Origin of the sequence: Vibrio jasicida CAIM 1864 = LMG 25398 (genome assembly GCF_000400365.1) — a bacterium.
Taxonomy (GTDB): domain Bacteria; phylum Pseudomonadota; class Gammaproteobacteria; order Enterobacterales; family Vibrionaceae; genus Vibrio; species Vibrio jasicida.
Window position 1 is genome coordinate 192,619 of record NZ_BAOG01000063.1, and the last position, 18,714, is coordinate 211,332.

General features: G+C 45.9%; 18 protein-coding genes. 10 read left to right on the top strand and 8 right to left on the bottom strand.

Features of this window, described 5'->3' with window-relative positions; all coding sequences use genetic code 11:
- Positions 1-54 precede the first annotated feature (54 nt).
- Positions 55-948 (top strand): LysR family transcriptional regulator, encoded by an 894-nt coding sequence (locus tag VJL_RS18350; RefSeq protein WP_038869799.1) that lies wholly within the window; start codon positions 55-57, stop codon positions 946-948.
- 160 nt (positions 949-1,108) lie between these two features.
- On the opposite strand, the gene VJL_RS18355 is transcribed toward VJL_RS18350, so the two are convergent.
- Positions 1,109-1,552, bottom strand: coding sequence for a DoxX family protein (locus tag VJL_RS18355; protein WP_038869797.1), 444 nt, complete (start codon positions 1,550-1,552; stop codon positions 1,109-1,111).
- A gap of 348 nt (positions 1,553-1,900) precedes the next feature.
- Positions 1,901-2,104, bottom strand: coding sequence for a hypothetical protein (locus tag VJL_RS18360; RefSeq protein WP_038869796.1), 204 nt, complete (start codon positions 2,102-2,104; stop codon positions 1,901-1,903).
- Positions 2,105-2,308: 204 nt separating this feature from the next.
- On the opposite strand from VJL_RS18360, the gene VJL_RS18365 reads away from it, so the two are divergent.
- The 3 genes from VJL_RS18365 (at position 2,309) to VJL_RS18375 (ending at position 5,085) form a co-directional block, all read left to right on the top strand.
- Positions 2,309-3,676 (top strand): DNA-3-methyladenine glycosylase 2 family protein, encoded by a 1,368-nt coding sequence (locus VJL_RS18365; protein WP_038880157.1) that lies wholly within the window; start codon positions 2,309-2,311, stop codon positions 3,674-3,676.
- Positions 3,673-4,155 (top strand): methylated-DNA--[protein]-cysteine S-methyltransferase, encoded by a 483-nt coding sequence (locus VJL_RS18370; RefSeq protein WP_005434707.1) that lies wholly within the window; start codon positions 3,673-3,675, stop codon positions 4,153-4,155. Before VJL_RS18365 ends, VJL_RS18370 begins: the two co-directional genes overlap by 4 nt.
- Before the next feature lie 108 nt (positions 4,156-4,263).
- Positions 4,264-5,085: a hypothetical protein gene (locus VJL_RS18375; RefSeq protein ID WP_038880160.1), complete on the top strand. Its 822-nt coding sequence runs from the start codon at positions 4,264-4,266 to the stop codon at positions 5,083-5,085.
- A gap of 72 nt (positions 5,086-5,157) precedes the next feature.
- On the opposite strand, the gene VJL_RS18380 is transcribed toward VJL_RS18375, so the two are convergent.
- The gene (locus VJL_RS18380) at positions 5,158-5,766 is read right to left on the bottom strand and encodes a DUF6198 family protein (protein WP_038880163.1); all 609 of its coding nucleotides are present in this window, start codon (positions 5,764-5,766) and stop codon (positions 5,158-5,160) included.
- Between the two features lie 218 nt (positions 5,767-5,984).
- On the opposite strand from VJL_RS18380, the gene VJL_RS18385 reads away from it, so the two are divergent.
- A complete protein-coding gene (locus VJL_RS18385) occupies positions 5,985-6,380 on the top strand; it encodes a GFA family protein (RefSeq protein ID WP_038880166.1) in 396 nt (131 codons plus the stop codon).
- 26 nt (positions 6,381-6,406) lie between these two features.
- Here the strand turns inward: VJL_RS18385 and nhaD are convergent, their stop codons facing one another.
- Positions 6,407-7,837, bottom strand: a complete 1,431-nt coding sequence (gene nhaD, locus VJL_RS18390) for a sodium:proton antiporter NhaD (RefSeq protein ID WP_038869787.1) — start codon at positions 7,835-7,837, stop codon at positions 6,407-6,409.
- A 420-nt stretch (positions 7,838-8,257) separates the two neighbouring features.
- A complete protein-coding gene (locus tag VJL_RS18400; protein ID WP_038880172.1) occupies positions 8,258-9,283 on the bottom strand; it encodes an acyltransferase in 1,026 nt (341 codons plus the stop codon).
- A gap of 253 nt (positions 9,284-9,536) precedes the next feature.
- Here VJL_RS18400 and VJL_RS18405 point away from each other — a divergent pair, with 253 nt between their 5' ends.
- The gene (locus tag VJL_RS18405) at positions 9,537-10,127 is read left to right on the top strand and encodes a TetR/AcrR family transcriptional regulator (RefSeq protein WP_038880323.1); all 591 of its coding nucleotides are present in this window, start codon (positions 9,537-9,539) and stop codon (positions 10,125-10,127) included.
- Between the two features lie 122 nt (positions 10,128-10,249).
- Positions 10,250-11,104 (top strand): alpha/beta fold hydrolase, encoded by an 855-nt coding sequence (locus VJL_RS18410; RefSeq protein WP_038869784.1) that lies wholly within the window; start codon positions 10,250-10,252, stop codon positions 11,102-11,104.
- A gap of 113 nt (positions 11,105-11,217) precedes the next feature.
- Here the strand turns inward: VJL_RS18410 and VJL_RS18415 are convergent, their stop codons facing one another.
- Both VJL_RS18415 and VJL_RS18420 read right to left on the bottom strand, forming a co-directional pair.
- Entirely contained in the window at positions 11,218-13,758 is a 2,541-nt protein-coding gene (locus VJL_RS18415) for a glycosyl hydrolase family 18 protein (RefSeq protein WP_038880175.1), read from the bottom strand.
- Positions 13,759-14,152: 394 nt separating this feature from the next.
- Positions 14,153-14,656 (bottom strand): DUF2850 domain-containing protein, encoded by a 504-nt coding sequence (locus tag VJL_RS18420; RefSeq protein WP_038880178.1) that lies wholly within the window; start codon positions 14,654-14,656, stop codon positions 14,153-14,155.
- A gap of 221 nt (positions 14,657-14,877) precedes the next feature.
- Here VJL_RS18420 and ppnP point away from each other — a divergent pair, with 221 nt between their 5' ends.
- Both ppnP and VJL_RS18430 read left to right on the top strand, forming a co-directional pair.
- Positions 14,878-15,162: a pyrimidine/purine nucleoside phosphorylase gene (gene ppnP / locus VJL_RS18425; protein ID WP_005448986.1), complete on the top strand. Its 285-nt coding sequence runs from the start codon at positions 14,878-14,880 to the stop codon at positions 15,160-15,162.
- Between the two features lie 163 nt (positions 15,163-15,325).
- Positions 15,326-15,607, top strand: coding sequence for a hypothetical protein (locus VJL_RS18430; RefSeq protein WP_038880181.1), 282 nt, complete (start codon positions 15,326-15,328; stop codon positions 15,605-15,607).
- 20 nt (positions 15,608-15,627) lie between these two features.
- Here VJL_RS18430 and VJL_RS18435 read toward each other — a convergent pair whose 3' ends face one another.
- Entirely contained in the window at positions 15,628-16,812 is a 1,185-nt protein-coding gene (locus VJL_RS18435) for a GGDEF domain-containing protein (protein WP_038869777.1), read from the bottom strand.
- 447 nt (positions 16,813-17,259) lie between these two features.
- Here VJL_RS18435 and VJL_RS18440 point away from each other — a divergent pair, with 447 nt between their 5' ends.
- Positions 17,260-18,591: a carbohydrate porin gene (locus tag VJL_RS18440; protein ID WP_038880184.1), complete on the top strand. Its 1,332-nt coding sequence runs from the start codon at positions 17,260-17,262 to the stop codon at positions 18,589-18,591.
- Positions 18,592-18,714: the final 123 nt, after the last annotated feature.

Sequence of the window (18,714 nt, forward strand, 5' to 3'; positions counted from 1 at the left end):
GTCAAAATTTTAATTAGTTGTTAATCTGGTTTTATATTGACCAGGAGATGGTTTATGGATGTAAAGGTCTTTCGAACATTTTTAGAGCTGGCAAAGGTTCGTCACTTCGGACGAGCTGCTGAGAACTTGTATATTACACAAGCTGCGGTGAGCGCACGCATCAAACAATTGGAAAGTTATTTCGATACGCAGTTGTTTATTCGTGATCGAAATAACATAAAGTTGACCTCCGCAGGTGAGCGTTTAATAGGCTATGCAGAGGTGATGGTTACCACTTTGCAGCAAGCCAAGCTCGAATTATCCCTCGAAGATGGTAAAGCGTTACAGCTGACCATGGGGGGAACGCCAAACATTTGGGATGCTTACTTACAAAACTGTCTAAGTGTTGTTACTGACTCTTTCGGCGGTTATGGCTTTATGGCGGAAGTCATGGGCCGTGAGATGCTAAGCCGCAGCCTACTTGAGCGCACGCTAGATATGGCGTTTGCTTTCGACCAAATCAAAGCGGATGAGCTGAACTGTAAAAAAGTCGCTGATGTGGTGCTTGTGTTGGTTTCAACTAAGCCAGATTGTTTAGAAACCGTATTTGAGCAGAAATACGTTTACGTAGATTGGGGCACACGCTTTGCGTCTGAGCATGCAGAGCGCCACCCTAAAATCCCTGCGCCTTACCTTCGCACTTCTACCGCGCGTATTGCGTTAGACTTCGTTTTGGAGAAGGGCGGCAGTGCTTACCTACCGGTGTCTCTGGTTGAGCCGTTCATTGCAAGCGGGCAGCTTCACAAGGTATCTGGCGTAGAAGATTGGTACCGTCCTATCTATTTGAGCTATCGCAAAGCCAGCACGTCTGTAGAAGCGATTAAGCAGGTTGAAGAAATCGTGAAAGAGATTGACCCGTTAACGGCGTACAGCTTGCAGCAAATTGCGGACATTCCGGCAGACGAGTAATTTCTGCTTTTGCGATCCAGTGCAAATTTAAACGAAAGCCCTTTGGTATAAACCAAGGGGCTTTCTGTATTGGTTTGCGTAAATTTACAGATGTTTATAAATTCAGCGTGATGCTTGAAGCGAGAGTCATGGCAGAATTTAGGCTCATGAAGAACCTGCTTTACGCCAGTTTTTGATGAAGTGTGCCATCCAGTGCCGCTTTGCCTGCGCCAGAAAATGCGAGAGAAACACAAGCTGCCAGTAATGCGAGACCAAATTCGTAACCGTTGTTCGACATGAACAAACCATTCTCGAAATGAACCGAGAAAATCGCAATCACCATGGTGAATGCTAGAGCCACAGCCGCTGGTCGAGTTAGAAGACCAAGCAAGATGAATAAGCCGCCAAAGAATTCTGCGCTGCCCGCAAGGAGTGCCATCAACATGCCTGGGCCTAAACCGACCGATGCCATCCACTGACCTGTTGCTTCAAGGCCGTATCCGCCAAACCAGCCGAAAAGTTTTTGTGCACCGTGCGCCATAAAGATAATGCCAACCGGAATGCGAAGGGTGAGTGCGCTGTAACCTGCATTTGAAGTCGTGATTTTGTGTAGCAGTGCTTTCATGATTTTATCCTTCCTCGGAAACTCTACTTATTTGGGGTGATCGCCCCTTTGTTGTTGGAGCAAGTTTAGGTCGTGGGTTCAGAAGAAAAAATCGGGACAATTTGATGCTCTCGTTCGAGAAATTTGATGGAACATTTTTAACGTAACAAATACAGAGTTTTAGGCTGTTTTTAGGATCTGTTTATTGTTCGGTACTATGGTGTTTTTGTTTATGGAAGTCGCAAATTTTCGAATAACTTTCCGAGCGTGTTTTGTATTTTGAAATAAGAATGTCGTAAATGCTGAGCAAAAAAAGAGCACATTTCTGTGCTCTTTTGTTTTTACGATTAACAAGGGAGAAAGGAGTGTTTAAAGGTTCATTAAGCTTTCAAGCGAGTCCTCTACGCTATGGTAGTGGTAGGTGCGTATACTCACACCATCCGACGCATTGATTTGAATTTCTGAAATCTCGTTATCAGAGTCGCGCTCAATAATCCCTATAGAGTGCTCGACTGATTTACTGGTAATAACCTTGTGATTTCTAAGTACAATCACGCACGTGTGTAAGTCCATGCCAATTCCCTTTAGCCGACGTTGTTGTGTTGTTCTGATTTAACTTTAGTGCACAAATTTACTAATGCCAAAAATTCTCAATATTGAGTTCCGAAAATGGCTAATTTACAGTAACCCTTCGTTCTACAATGAAGTTATACCGTTTGAGTTGTAACCTAACATGCGGCTCTATAGAGCACCCAATGCGAAAGCAAGGACAGCATCATGCTTATCCATCCCCATACATTGTTGACGTTCGAGCAGTGCCAAAAAGCGCGCATGGCACGTGACAGCCGTTTTGACGGTCGTTTCTACGTTGCAGTCAAAACCACTGGGATTTTTTGTCGACCAATTTGTCCAGCCAATCTGCCCAAAGAGGAAAACGTTGAGTACTTCACTGACAAGACGCAGGCACTGAAGGCCGGATACCGCCCTTGCTTACGTTGCCGCCCAGACAGTGCGCCAGGATCATGGGCTTGGAAGGGGGTTGAAACCACATTTCAACGTGCGATCAAAATGATCGATCGTGGTGAGTTGCACCATAGGTCCCTCGCGGATCTCTCCGATCGTCTCGGGATCTCAGATCGTTATTTGCGCATGCTGTTCGAGCAATATTTGGGGATGTCACCTAAGCAATATGCGCAGTATCAGCAGTTGATGTTTGCTAAGCAGCTCTTGCATTCGAGTTCGATGTCAGTCACTGAAGTTGGCTTTGCCGCAGGATTTAACAGCACTCGACGATTCAACGATGCGTTTCAAAAGTTCCTCCAACTGACACCTTCTCAAGTGCGCAGAAAGGAATTTGATGGCGTAGGGACGAATCGAATCGTGCTCCCTTATCGGGGCGCGTTGAACTGGCAACACATGCTCGATTTTTATCGTCTGCGTGCGATTGAGGGGATGGAGCAAGTTACGCAAAACACCTACCAGCGCAATGTTGTGCTGGATGATTGCCATGCACGATTCAAGGCTACTCAAGGGGAGGGCTACCTTGAGGTAGAGTTTGATATTGAAGATGTTACTAAGCTGCAAAACCTTGTGTCTGGCGTGCGTCGAATGTTCGATCTCGATGCGGATATTTGCACCGTCGAGCAGCACCTGGAATACATTGCGCCCGGATTGGTGAAAACCCACGGGATTCGGATTCCGGGCGTCTGGAGTGCGTGGGAAGCTGGTGTACGTGCCGTGTTGGGTCAACAAGTGTCGGTCAAAGCCGCAATTGGGCAACTTAACTTGTTAGTGGAAACACTCAGCAGCGATCAGCATACGCGCCACTTTCCAACGCCAGAAGTGATTGCTAATGCCGATGTTAGCTTCTTGCGTATGCCGCAAAGCCGTAAAGACACGCTCGTGCGATTTGCTCAGTACATGCAGCAAAACCCAGAAGCCGATCCGCAGCAATGGCTGGAATTAAAAGGCATTGGTCCGTGGACGGTGAGCTATGCGCAATTGCGTGGCCAATCTCAGCCCGATTGTTTTTTAGATAAAGACTTGGTGGTGAAGAAAGCCATGCCAAACTATCCGTCATTGAATGCTCATACTGCATCGCCTTGGGGCAGTTACGCGACTTTTCACTTATGGAATCAATCATGAAATCACTTTATACGGTAATGCCAAGTCCGTTAGGCGCTGTGACCATTCAAGCTAACGATCAAGGTTTGCTCGGAATTTGGTTTGAAACGTGTACCACCAAACCAGATGATTTGGGTGAGCGTGATGATCAACATGCAGTGCTCAGTCAGACTGTTACTCAATTGGAAGAATACTTTGCGGGGCTGCGTAACGAATTTGACTTGCCCCTTGCAGCGACAGGTACGGATTTCCAAACTCAAGTTTGGCATGCGCTAACGACCATTCCTTATGGTGAAACATGGAGCTACCAAGACTTGGCGAATGCCATCGGCAATCCGAAGGCGGTACGAGCGGTGGGACTGGCGAACGGTAAGAATCCTATTTCGATTGTGGTGCCGTGCCATCGTGTGATTGGAAAAAGTGGCAAGCTCACTGGTTATGCGGGCGGGGTAGAGCGCAAACAGCGATTATTGGCTTTGGAGAAGGGCTCGCCACTTTAAGTGAGGCCATTCTCAGAATCCGGCAAGGTTTACCTTATTTGCTTCGATTTTGTGTAGGGTTGTTGAGCTAAAGAGCAATCCAGAGCAATGAAAAAGGAAAATAAGGATATGTCTTTCAAAACGGATTTTGATGCATTCATAAACCAAAGTTGGCAGCAGCATGAAGCGCAGCCACAACAAACATACACTCAATTAGAACAAGCGCTTAGTGAGGTGGAAGACACTAACCATGCTGAGCGCATCTTACCCTTGATGCTGCACACTTCCATCGGTCATCTGCACGACCCGAAGCAGTTTCTCACCAGTTTAGATAAGCTCGAAAATGGCGTAGCGAGTCAGTGTATGGTGCGTCAGAGAGCCAAAATTGTCGCGCAGTACTTTGTGGATCAAACGACGGACCATATCGTTGACTTGGAAGATGTCGATCAGCGCCGCGTTTTTGCTCAGATTGCCAACGAGCTATCTGCGATGAACGAGCTAGAGCAAGCTAGCACATGGTTAGCAAAAGCAGCCAACGGGATAGATTCAGACCAAACTGCCGAGCCGTTGGCACGTTCAATTGCCATTACGGGCAACAACCTTGCCTGCCAATATGAAGAGCTTGAAACGCGCTCTGAAGCGCAGGTAGAGCGAATGCTAGAGGCTGCAACATTGGCGCTTGAGAATTGGAAGGTTGCTGGTGGTTGGATGCAAGAAGAGCGAGCAGAATATCGTTTAGCCATGAGCCTACTTAAAGCAGGAAACCCACTCCAAGCCAAAGTGCACGCTGATCGCTGTGAGGCAATCTGTCGACAAAATGGAGAAGATGCTTTTGAGCTCTTCTACGCGAATGATTTATTGATGCTGGTGCATTATCACTTAAGCCAACAAAACAAGCTCAAGCTGGCTGAAGGGGACCAACAATACTGTGAGAATTCGCCTCTAGTGTAGTCTTATGTTATTGACAAGGAAAAGCCCCGAGAATTTATCTCGGGGCTTTGGTTTTTGTCATGTGTTAGAAGATTATGCCGATTGTGGCGTTGGCTGATATCGCCCTGGTTTGTGGTTCATTGCCAAGATTAAGTTGGTCGCCACCGCGCCAAGTATAGATAGGGCGATCAAGTGAATATCGACGATAAATAGAGACATCACCACGATGGTGCAGTCGAGCGCCATTTGAACTTTGCCTGCACGAATGCCAAAGCGTTCCTGAAGGTAAAGTGCCAGTATGTTGAAACCGCCCAAGCTCATCTTGTGGCGGAAAATTACCAGCATTCCCATACCAATCAGGCCTCCACCGAGGAGGGCGGCGTAAACGGGTTCAATACGAGAAATTTCAATCACATGGTGCAGGTGGTCTACCGCAAAGGACACGATCGAAACCGCAATAAAAGTGTTGATGGTAAAACGCCAACCCATGCGCATCACAGACAAAATGTAGAAAGGTAGGTTCAGTGCAAAGAAGATCTGACCAAAGCTAAAATCACTCACTTTAGTGAGGAAGATAGCAAGACCAGCAGTGCCACCTGTCAGCAGTCCCACTTTGCTAAAAAAGATAACTCCAAGTGACACCAACGCACTACCGAGCGTCAGAGCCAAGAGGTTCTCTCTAAGGCTATGATCTTTATCCATAAAAGTATTTTCCTTGGTTTTAAAACCGTTTTAACTGCAAGCGCACAACCAAAACGGATGCGGTTGGCAAAACGCCAACCAAATAGTGATAAATCGATGAATAAAATGTCGTGAAAAGTGATTGATGTCGAGTTTTTGACCTAGATTGCGCGGATGTTAACTGTTTAACAGACTTTACACATTAAGCTAGATGAACACTGAAGCAACAAGGAAAAGTCATGATTAAACAAGTGGGTAGTACCACAATTCAGCCTTTGCATAAGCTCTCTTGTCATTGCGGAAAAGTACAAATCGAACTGTCATTACCAAATGGAATCGAGAAGCCTAGACGTTGTGATTGTTCTATGTGCCGACGTCGTGGCGCGATTGTGGCATCAGTACCTTTGAATGGGATTCGCATCATCCAAGGTGAGGAGGCACTCAAGCTGTATCAGTTTAATACCAGCACGGCTAAGCATTTTTTCTGTGGTGAATGCGGTATCTACACGCATCATCAGCGCCGTTCTGACCCGAGTGAATACGGTTATAACGTTGGTTGCTTAGAGGATGTAAATCCTTATGAGCTGGGAGGTATTGAGGTGATGGATGGCGTGAACCACCCATCAGACCGGTAAGAATATTCAATATTGATCAAGGTAGGTTAAGTGAACAAACTGCCATTCATCCAAAGGTGCGCCGCAATACTTGCGGCATAACCTAGCGCAATCACCGGTGCCCATTTTAAATGGCCAAAGAAGGTGTATTGTCCCCTTGCTGCCCCCATTAATGCCACGCCAGCCGCTGAACCAATCGAAAGCAAGCTACCACCCACGCCTGCAGTCAGCGTGACTAACAGCCAGTTCCCCATCGACATGGTTGGCTCCATCGTTAATACAGCAAACATCACTGGAATGTTATCCACGATAGCAGAGAGAATCCCCACCATGACGTTAGCCCAGATTGGGCTCCATTCGGTGTACATCACGTTGGAAACTAACCCAAGATAACCGAGCAAACTCAAACCGCCGACACACATGACGACACCATAGAAGAACAGTAAAGTATCCCACTCTGCACGTGATACACGGTGGAATACATCAAACGGCACCACTGAACCTAAACGCTTTAAGGCATAATCATCGCCATTGGCAATCGCTTCGGCCGCTTTTTTAGCAAGTGAATGTTTTAGTGTTCGACGCAGGAAATAACCGAAAAACTGCAGGTACGCCAAGCCCATCATCATTCCGATTACTGGCGGGAAGTGAAGTACTGCGTGGAAAGATACCGCCGTCGCGATAGTGAGGATAAACAAGCCTACAATTCGTCTTGCTCCACGTTTCAATTCAATATGTTCATGGACCGTATCTGGCTTAGTGTTTGGTACAAACAACGACATGATGAACGCAGGAATGACGTAGTTGATCAATGACGGAACAAACAACGGCATAAATTCAGCAAAACTGACGTGTCCTGCCTGCCAAACCATCAGGGTCGTTATATCACCAAATGGACTGAATGCGCCGCCAGCGTTCGCCGCAATGACGATGTTAATACAGGCAAGGTTCACAAACCTTGGATTATCGCCAGAAACTTTCATCACCACCGCACACATTAACAGGGCCGTGGTTAAGTTATCCGCGATAGGTGAAATGACAAATGCCAAGCCGCCTGTAAGCCAAAATAGCTGTTTGAAATCGAAACCTTTACCGACCATCCATGCTTGCAGAGCATCAAACAGCCTCCGCTCTTCCATTGCATTGATGTAAGTCATCGCTACTAGTAGGAACAATAAAAGTTCGGCGTATTCCAGAAGGTTGTGTTCCAGTGCGGCTTTAGCGACGTCAGCTTGGTTGTGTTGGGCAAAGGTGTACCCAATCAAAATCCAGATTAATCCCGCGGCGAGCAGTACTGGTTTGGATTTTCGCATATGCAGGTATTCTTCCAGCATCACCAGAATGTAAGCAATGGTGAAGAGAATCAGTGCGGCATAGCCGACGGCAGAATTGACGAGGTTGAGGTCACTGGTGGACGCTGCAAAACTGGGGCTTGAAAAGAGTAAGCAGCAGAAAGCGACAATTGGATAGATTGACATAGACATTTCTCCTTGTCTGACTGGAGAAATTTTAGCCACAAATTAATAAGTTAAGTGTGAGAAAGCTCGAATTAACGGTAGGAGTTTTGAATTGATGTAGCTTGCGCCACTACTTTCTGAGTGACGCAATACTTGCAGCGCCAAATAGGAATACTGCAGCGTATAAACCGTAAGTTAGCCAATGGCTAATTTCTAAAAAAGGAACGAGTCCTTGACCTGCCCACATACCGCCTCCGTTTAATGAGCATTTTGTTGATGTCGAATAAATCTAAAGTAAATGAACAATGTTTTTTGTGAGTGAAAGCAAATTACGTAGCATTAGAAGTGATAATGTTGGCGAGTGAGAGAGAGCTCTCATTTTTGAGAGGCTTGCTTTAACCCCAAAGTGTTAGAGCAAGCCATACATAGTGCTGAATGGATTTAGCGCAGCAATAGTTTTTTCAGTGGAGTGGCTTCGATGCCTTTCACAAGGAGCAGAGTGACCACAATCGTTGCTGGGTAAATAAAGGCGTCTTTAGCTAGGTTTTCTAGCCCCAACATACCTGCGATGTTCATCATGATGATGATCACCAATAGGTGGCTCACGTAGATGCCTAGAATACTCGGTGACCATTTAAATACCCATGGCATATTGCCGAAGTTTGGGTGAGCAAGAAGCCACATGAATGCACCCAACGACCAAATTACGGTACCAAACAAGAAGTCGTGTGAGTTAAATGCGATTTCATAATTCATAAGGTAATAGGCTTCGCCAAAATGCAGTGCCATACCGATCAGTATTAAGCGAATGGTGTTATTGCGCGACCATTGCCACTGATGTTGTCTTGCTAAGTAACCAAGCACCACCAATAAAGTACTGAAGAACGGACCATTACGTGTAAAGAAGGGCGTTGGTAGTTCAGTGAGTGTGACGTAGCTGCCTGCAAACACACCGTAGACGTAAAGTAATACCGCCGCAGGAAGCAACAGTTGTACCATGTTAATGCGAACCAGCAACGCAATAATAGCCACGGCGATGACAAGTGCAGGAATGAACCACAAATGCACCAAGCCACCTTCTAAGAGCGAGTTCACTGGGTTCGACATCAGGTAACCCCAATAACCCTGTCGCTCGACGAGGTAACCTGCTTCTGCAACTACTTGCCAGCGAAACGGCATTAACAGACAAATCAGACTCCAAATCAGCCATATTTTGAGCAGAGGCTTGGCGTAGTTTTTCAGTGTCTCAACGGGATTTGTGCTGAGTTTAGGCTGGAGTAGATATCCGGAGATGAGAAAAAACAGTGGTACAGCAAAGCGAGCCAATTGGTTAAGCATGTACCCAACCCAAGGTACTTCATCCCATTGCCAATACGTGAGAGCCATCTGACAGTGAAGCCCAATGATCGCAAACATTGCGATGATGCGGGCAAATTCTAAACTGGCAATTTTCTTTGTTGTTGCCATAAGTGCTTACCTAAAAAAGTGAAAAATCGCTGCGAAATTAGCAGTTAACGATTCAGTTCTCGCGGTAAAAAATCAACTCATGTGCAATTGACGGCAACCAGTTTGCGAAATTCAGACCCATCTCTAATTTCTAAAATCAAGATTCATTACTTCTTTCAATGTATTGAGATCGAGGCTGTGTCTGATCATGATGGTTGGTTTGACCAGTAAACTTAACATTGCAAAAAAGTACGGTCGTGCTAAAAATGCAGTTATGAAAAAAGGAAAAGTAACCAAAGAACTTATTCTGCAACGTGCATTCCAACTGGCGAGCGAAAATGGATTGGAAAGTCTTACCATTGGTGAGTTAGCGAAGCAGTGCGGGATGTCGAAAAGTGGTTTATTTGCTCACTTTAACTCGAAGTTAAATCTTCAGCTGTCAGTATTGGAACACGCCAATCTAGTATTTGCTGAGCGTGTGATTGCGCCTGCACGTGAGTTAGGTGATAGCAATATTGAACGTAAAGTACGTGGCTTACTAGACACTTGGATGACGTGGAACCACTCTTTTCAAGGCAGTTGCATGTTCCTCGATGCTTGGAACGACACCGCAGAAGAAGGTTGTGCGTTGCAAGCAGCATTGCGTAAATCAATTGATACTTGGTTGAATTACCTAGAAATTCAGATCAAGAAAGGCAAAGAAAACCAAGAGTTTGTGGCGGACTTAGACACGCGACAAGCGACCTTTGATCTATACGGGCAGTACTTAAGTGCACACGTATTTTACTCGATCAAAGGGGAAGAAGAGAGCCAGAGATTGTTCTGGCAAGGCATCGATAACTTGTTTAGTCGATGGAAGCGCTAGCCCCGCGGTAACGGGCATAGTAAGAGATTCATAACAAAGGGCGACACAGAGCGCTCTTTCTTATCAGCTTAAAAAGCACGACCGTTCTATTTTGTGCAAAGCTGGTAGCTAAGGAAACGATCATGAGTGAGAAAATTTACTTCAATACTTCGCAGAAGTTCAGTGTTAAGCGCAGTCTGATCAACATCAGTACGCGTTTACATCACACGCTAGCGCCCTCACACGCAAAAAATACCGCGCGTAAATTGCTGCTTACTCCTGCGCGTACTCAGCCAAAAAACGCTGAGCCACAGGGACTGATCAAAAGTGAAATCCAAGGTCATGCCGGGGCAATTAAAATCTATCAGCTTGGAAGCGGTCCGGTATGGATTCTTACTCACGGTTGGTCTGGAACTGCCAGTCAGTTCTATCCGTTGATGGAGCACATTGCGGCATCTGGTTACACCGCATTAGCATACGACCATCCTGCACATGGTGAGAGTGATGGTCAGTACGGACACATCCCTGCGTTTGTTCGTGGCCTAGAGGATGTATTGGATTCGGTGGAAGACGTAGCAGGTTTAGTTGGGCACAGCATGGGCACTGCGTCGGCGCTGGAATGTCGCCACAGTAAACTAGAGAACAAACCTCTTTTGTTGATAGCTCCGGTTCTGAATTATGTAGAAAACCTGTTTGGTAGCATTGCACGCTCAGGATACTCCATGAAGTTATTCAAAGCGGTGGTGTCTGAGGTTGAGGACCAGTTTGGCTATCCACTGCAGTCGATTGACCCAGAAAAGCGTCTTGCAGAGCGCGAAGCAAAAACCATCATTGTTCATGATGAGCAAGACAAGTTCACTAAGCACAGTGTCTCTGCGCAAGCAGCGAGTGAGATGGCACGGGTTGAATTAGTGACGACTCAAGGCCAAGGTCACGGTCGTGTGATGAAGTGTGAAGAGGTGTTCCAGAGTTTCGACCGTTTAATTGAAGCTAGCTGATTATTGAAAAGCACTTAATAGATTCTGTTAGAACAACAAAGGACAGCCGAAGCTGTCCTTTTTATTACAATATTCAGAGCGATTAGTGTTGAATCACAACACTTTAGCTGTGTTTAGTTACAGTTAGCTGGGCCCACTTCTTTCCAAACACCCCATTCGCCAGACTTACTAGGATCTTGTCCTTGTGTCCACCACTTCGCTTCCCAAGTTTTACCTGCGTAAGTCACTTGGTCACCGCCAGTGTAAACAGCTGTTGCATCCCATGCGTTAGTACAAGTGCCACCACCTGTGCTGTGCTTAGATACAACAACGGTTGCACTTGCTGAAGATGCTGCTTGGCCATCGCTTACGCTTACTGTGAAGCTTAGGCTAGTGTTTTGCGGGTATTCTGCTGCTGTGAACGTCACTTTCGCACCGTTAACTGTTGCGTTTAGACCTTGAGGTAGCGTCCAATCGAACGTGAGTGTGTCGTTGTCAGCATCGCTAGAAGCGGAAGCGTCAATTACAACCATGTCACCAGCTTTCGCACTTGCAGGTGCAGAGACCTGCGCAACAGGTGCTGTATTTGGTGGATCAATCACGCCAGCAGGCTTAACCGTTACCACAACAAGATCAGAAGCGCTTGCGCCGTCATTGTCTGTCACGGTTAGCTTGAACGTTAGCTGTTCTTCTGCAGTCACTTCTGCTGCATCAAAGCTTGCTGTCGCAGTGTTTGCGCCAGATAGAGCCACTGCTGTACCTGATACTTGCTCCCAAGCGTAGCTTGCGATTGTGCCATCAGAGTCTGTTGAGTTGCTGCCATCAAGCACAACACTTGCAGGGCCTGTTACTGCTTGGTCCGCACCTGCTGCTGCCGTTGGTTTACGGTTTGGTGGAACAACGACACCACCCGCCATACCTTCGTGCATTGCATTCAGGATGTCGCCGTTATCTGCGTCAATTTCCCAAGAGAACAGACCTGCAAGACCTAGCGACTTCGCGTAGTTACCTTTCGCAAGAATAGAGCGGTGGTCATCAAATGTGATCAGCTCACCTGTTGAACGGTTCCACACCCATGGAGCTTCTGCTTGTGCATCGTAACCGTATTCAAAGCCGTTGATACCAGTATTGTTTGCACCAAGCATGAATGACTTAATGCCTTTGTAGTCAATCACGCCATCTTCCCAGACGCCTTGAGTCGTGCTGCCTTTCAGTTTGCCTGTTGCAGTACCTGTCATTGGGTCATTTGGATCGGTTAGCGTATCAGGTGTTACGCCTTCCCAGCCACGGCCATACATTGCTGTACCTAGTACAAGTTTGTTCGCAGGAACACCTTGAGCTAGAAGAAGTTGGATACCGTTGTCGGCTGTATATGCAGGACCTTTGTACGCTTCACCGTTCTCATCTACACCGCTGCCGTCACACTGACCTGGGCGCATAAATGAACCACAGTAAAGTGCCGTTTGGTGACCAGGTACGTTGTTCCAACCGCCGTAGAAGTCGTAAGTCATTGCGAAGATGTAGTCCATGTACTGAACAGCGTCTGCGTAATCAACATCTTCAATTTTGTCGTAACCTACACCGATTGCAGACGTTAGCTCGTAAGTACGGCCTGTTTCTGCTTCTAGCTCATCCAACATTGCACGTAGTTCACGCATCAATGCGATGTAAGCCGGGCCATCGTTTACTGGGTCACCTTTATCTGCTGCGGCACCGCCACCACCAGGGAATTCCCAGTCGATATCAACACCGTCGTAGAATTTCCATGTTTTTAGGAATTTCTTCACAGATGCGACAAACGTGTCACGGTTGGTCTTGTCAACGAAATCGAAGAATGGGTCAGACAGTGTCCAACCACCGATCGATGGGATAATTTTTAGATCAGGGTTACGTTGCTTCAATGCCATTAACATCGCGTAGTTACCCTTGATCGGCGTGCTGTATTCGTGACCAGCTTGCGCGAAACTCTTTTGATAAGCCGCCCATGGGTCATGGATAACCACTTCGTAGTCGTTCACACCACGACAAGCGGTTTGCAGTGCGTTGAAGCTATTGCCACCAACCGATTTCACTGATTCATTTGGACCACAAATTGGGATGAAGCCGTAAAGGATGTGAGTCAGGTTGTCGACCGGCATATTATCAACCGTGTAGTCACGGCCATAGATGCCCCACTCAACAAAGTAAGTACCCATGACAACACTTGGGTCGGTGTTGTAGGTTTTGTTGTTCGGGTCAACGTTCATAGTTAGCGGCGGTAAATGAGAACCGTCTGTATCCGCAATCGTAATCTCTACTGGTGCGCTTTTCGCACAACCTGTTGCGTCACACGCTTCGATTTCCATTTGGTACAAACCACCTTGGCCGTATTCAAACGACGCAGTAGTTTGGCTACCAGTGATAGGGCCTGTAGCGACTTGAACTCCATCAAAGTAGATGTTGTAAGTGTCACCAGAAGTACCACTCCACTGGTTAAATTTCACGTTGATCTTAGCTAGCTCATGGTACTTAACCATGTCGTTGTAGCCAGATGTGGTTTCCATTGCCAGTTCAATTTTAGAAAATTGCAGGTTATTAGAACCATACATGTCGATACTTGGTGCTGTTGGAGCCGCATTTGCAGCGCCAGAAAGAGCCAGGGCAACCCCAGCTGCACATAGGTTAAATCGAATCATAACTTCTCTCTCAATCCTTGATTTTATGTTCATTCACGAACACAAGCTGCTCTTGCGACAGAAAAGACAACCGATTCACACACTGTGCAAAAGCATCACATTCAGCATTTCAGAAGCTTTTTTTTTTTCAAAAAAAAATAAATCAAGATTCGACTCTGTTACACAAATCTCACTACAAGAAACATTGTTTTGCATAGAAAATACAATATTGAGCCAATAATTTATAAATATTTTGCATGCGTTTAATTAATTATCTACTCAGTCTGGCGGTGTTATTTTGCGAGTGAAATTAAATTTTTATTATGTAACAGAGCAAGTTACGTTAGAAATTGCCAGTAACGGCCCTGTTGAATCTGGGGAAAGATACGTATGATTGATGGGGTCGATAACAAGATTACTTGCGATTGAAGTGCTCGCTCAATGCGGCTCGGCGTTTGGACGCGGCACCAATTTCTGAACCTTGTACGGTGTGCTCGAATCCTTTAAGCACAAAGCGTTGGTCAGGTAGCTTTGGTTCTACGCGACGTATTTGGGGAGAGAGGTGAGAACCAGACAATTGGTAGGCTGTTTTACCTAGTCCGGTGTTTAGGGTGACAACTTTGCCATCGAACTCAAACTGGGTAGCGACGAGGCGATGGTTGCGAAAGACCCCGTCGGGCGTAAAGGAAAGTTGTTCGGTCTGATAAGGCGGCGCACCAATTTCAATCCATTCGCCATACACTTTATCTGGATCGATATAGTCGAGATAAGAAGCGTAAAGTTGGTAGCCGAGAAAGCTCAACAGCGCGCAGCCAAACGTCACAAATCCTCCTTTGATGATTCTGAACTGATGACGAGCCCAAAATGAAGGTTGCGGTTCTGGTTTCTTCTGGCGTTTTCGGCGCGGTGTGGTCGTCATGATCCCTGCTTGTTTTCCTTTTTTAATATGGTGAGAAGCTTACGCTGCAAAAACAAACAATCTCGCCTTTGCGACACCTAAACTATGATCTGATGTCCACTTTTACATTCCGAAACACAGTTATTGAGTATTCGATAGCTCAAAAAAGGTCAATTTAGAGACTTGAGTCGTAAACCGAAACAGGGTAAAAAAGAGCTGATTTTTGATAAGGAAACCAAAGAATGAGTATTAAGGAAAACAGTTATTTTGCTGGTGGCGTAAAGTCACTGGGTTTTAGCCAACAAGGACAGGATGTCAGTGTCGGTGTGATGTTGCCAGGTGAATACACGTTTGGTACACAAGCTCCTGAACGTATGAGTGTCGTCAAAGGTGCACTGATCGTAAAGAAAGCTGGAGAGGTTGATTGGGTGACTTACAACAGCGGTGAGTTTTTTGAAGTCGAAGGTAACTCATCATTTGAGCTTCAAGTTAAAGACGCAACGGCTTACCTATGTGAGTACTTATAAGCACAGCGCCATCTCTGACAAGTGATTGAAGACTGATTTATATAGAAGCTACCTGCGGGTGGCTTTTTTTATGCATGTTATTCAGATGCAACGGTTTTTGGCAATAAAGCGTTAATTATGTATATACTTAAAACAGGTGCACCCATCGACCAAGGAGGATGAGATGGCAGTACAACCTAAACATACCGATCTTCCTCCTCGCTATGAGGCAACGGATTTTACTAATGAGCAACGTCACCGCTTTACTAAGGTGGCCAACGCGGCTCAAAAACGACGTGCTTTCTATAAGCGAGCGATTGAGAAAAGCCTTGTCGGCAAAATGAAAGAGCGAGCGCTCAAGCCTGTTCTTGTCCCACGAGATGATAAACCAAGCAAAATCGGCCAAGTGATCTGGCTTGTCACATTTTTACTTGTTGGCTTATGGGCCATGTATATGTACGCCTAACTTAGGCTCTGCGGTTTGGTTTATAAACTGGCGTCACGCTGCAATGAAGTCACATTTCCCATTGCGCCAACCAACGAGTGTCTTTGATGACGCAACTCTTCTGCATGTGAGCAATGCTCGTAATATGCATACTGGTTTTTGCCAGTGTGCTTCGCAGCGTACATAGCTTTGTCTGCGCAACGAGTCAGTTCAGATAAATCTGTTGCATCTTGGCCGTAAATGGCCGCTCCCACACTCATGGTTAACTCATTGATGTTGTCGTCCGTTTGATAGCCTTTTTGGAACAGGTTGACGATACGCTCCAAAATATTGTCTAGGTCTTTCTTACCGCGCACGTCGTAAAGCATTAAGACAAACTCGTCACCAGCAAAGCGAGCAATCGAGTAGTCATGCTTGTCCGTTTTTCTGTCTTTATTACGAATGTTGTTTTTTAAGCGAGTCGCAAAGTGTTTTAACACACGGTCGCCGACATCGTGTCCGTAGTTGTCGTTAATGTGCTTGAAGTTATCGATATCTAAAAAGACTAAAGCCGTGACACTTTTGGTCTCAACTTGTTCCAACTCTTCTAACTTGGCACGTGCCCAAGTTTCAAAACTCCAACGGTTGGCTAATCCTGTTAACTGGTCAAGGTAAGCCAGTTCTTCGATGCCTTCGCGATACAGGGTTTGAATGTAGTTCACGACTTTAGAGTAATAGTAAGAAAAGGTATGACAAACAAAGCAGATCGCCACCAGCGTAAACATAAATCGGCGCTCGGTCATGTCACTGGCGGTGGGTACACTCTCTAAAAAGGTTAAACCGAAAAAGATGATGAGGGAGTACGTCACGCTAAACAGCAGACCAACTTTGAATTCGTTGATCAAGATAATGGCGGCCACTATCGGGTAGAGCCAAAGCAGTCGACCTGAAGGGGCGTCGTTATAAAGCAGCAGCAACAGTCCATCAAACATCAATACGCCTGTGAGTAGAAGATCGGCGTATTGGTGGTGACCACGGACTTTGATCAGATAGCTGATGGTTAAGCATGCCAAAGCACATAAACCAATGAGTAAACTGAGCCCCCAATTTCCTTCAAGGTAGTGTAGGACAGAGCCATAGGTTAGAAATGCAGTGGCGATGCTAGAACAGAGAAAAACTATCTTCTTTTTTCTTGTCGATCGGATATCCGCCATTTCTTCTAGGCGTGCTCCGGCCAATTTCGACATTGTGTATCCCTACTTTAGACTTACTTAATGCCTATTCTAGGTCGTAATTAAGTAGTACATGGAATAGCAAAGCCCTTAATTGTGATATGAAGCATGTTTGTTATTTACGTGACTTGTTGAATTTGTAAGAAATTTACGAAGTATGAAATGTTTCATGATTATGAAATGTTTCATGTCATCATGAGTGGATTGCTCTTATTTTGCACAAATTAACGTGATAGAAATTAAACAATCCTGTGAAATGAAAGCGATTTCAAAATGTAAAATCTAACAAGCACTATTTTAACTGTCTGATTTTACGCGCTAATAAATATTGTGAGTTTCACGCGTTGTTTCATGTCATTTTGAACACGATGGCCATGTGAAGCTGTAGCGGCTTTTCAAACGTTTCATTCCTTAAGATCCCTATTGAAATAATTACACCTACTAAAAACTTAGGGAAATCACATGAAAAACTTAAAGGTTTTACCTCTCGCGCTTGCAGTGGCCGCTTCGCTTGCTTCTCTCTCTACTTTTGCTGCCGATTCTGATGTAGAAGCTCTGGAAAAACGCATTCAAGAACTGGAGAATCGCATCGATCCTAATTATGTTGATGATCAACAACCGGCTGTACTGACTCCGGATATTGAGATTCCTTATGGTGTTGTCTTCTCCGGCTATGCTCGCTACGGCGCACATTATCAAGCTGGCGACCAGAAATATGTGATGGTTGATGGTTCATTTAATGGGTCATCAGCAATTGGTCGATTAGGTAACGAAGGCAACGGCGGTGAATTCCAGTTAGCGAAAGCGTTCAAGAATGACAGCGGTGCGATCTGGGATGTGGTTGTGATGTTCGATCACTGGGGCGATGAAGTAAACCTGAAAAAGGCTTACGCAGGGGTAACGAATGTTTTCGAAAGCCAGCCGAATGCTTACATTTGGGCGGGTCGTGATTTCCATCAACGTCCACAACAAGGCATCAATGACTACTTTTGGATGATGCATGATGGTCAAGGTGGTGGTATCAATAACCTTGAGCTTGGCTCTGTGAAGCTGGATTTCGGTGTGGTTGCAGCGGTAGAAAATTGTAGCCCAGAAATTGTCGATCCAGGTTCAAACCCTTCTATCTCATGTACGGGTGGTGCAGGAACGGGTGACAGCGGCGCATACGCTTTCACTTCTAAATTGCATGGTATCGACATGGGTTTTGCAGATCTAGAGTTGTACGCAAACTACGGCTTTGATTCCGAAGCGATTGATAGCTCTGAGCACATAGACGCGTACCAATTGGGTGCGGTGATTTCTCGTGCACACGATAGTGGTTCAAACCGTTTAGTATTGCGTTATTCAGACAATGCCGATAACGGCGTATTCTGGAAAACAGAAGACCTCACTACGATTTATGCAAGTTTCGAAGGTAATGCCGATCTCGGTGAAAAAGCCGCGATTGAATACCTATTGGCTTACCACGATTATTCCGTTGATGCTTCAAGTGCGGTGGAAGATGAGCGCACCAACTACAGTGCTATCGTACGTCCGATGTACTTTTGGAACGATGCACACTCTACGTGGTTAGAAGCAGGCTACCAGATGGTCGACTACGCACGTGCTGACGATGACAACACAGGTTGGAAAGTCACCCTATCACAAAACATCTCGTTTGATTGGGGCGCTGGTGCTCGACCAATGCTGCGCTTCTACGCAACAGTCGGTGAGGTGGACAACAAAGCGACTGGCATCAACGATCCTAAGCAAGATACGGTTAGCCTAGGTGCGATGTGGGAAGCTTGGTGGTAAGCCATCTCAAACTACACTCTTAACTCTCTCTATTTTGTCATGGCGCTCATTGCAGCCAGTTGAGTGCCAAACTGTCCATTCTTAACCCTATTTTGAGCCGCATTTGCGGCTCTTTTTTTTTCT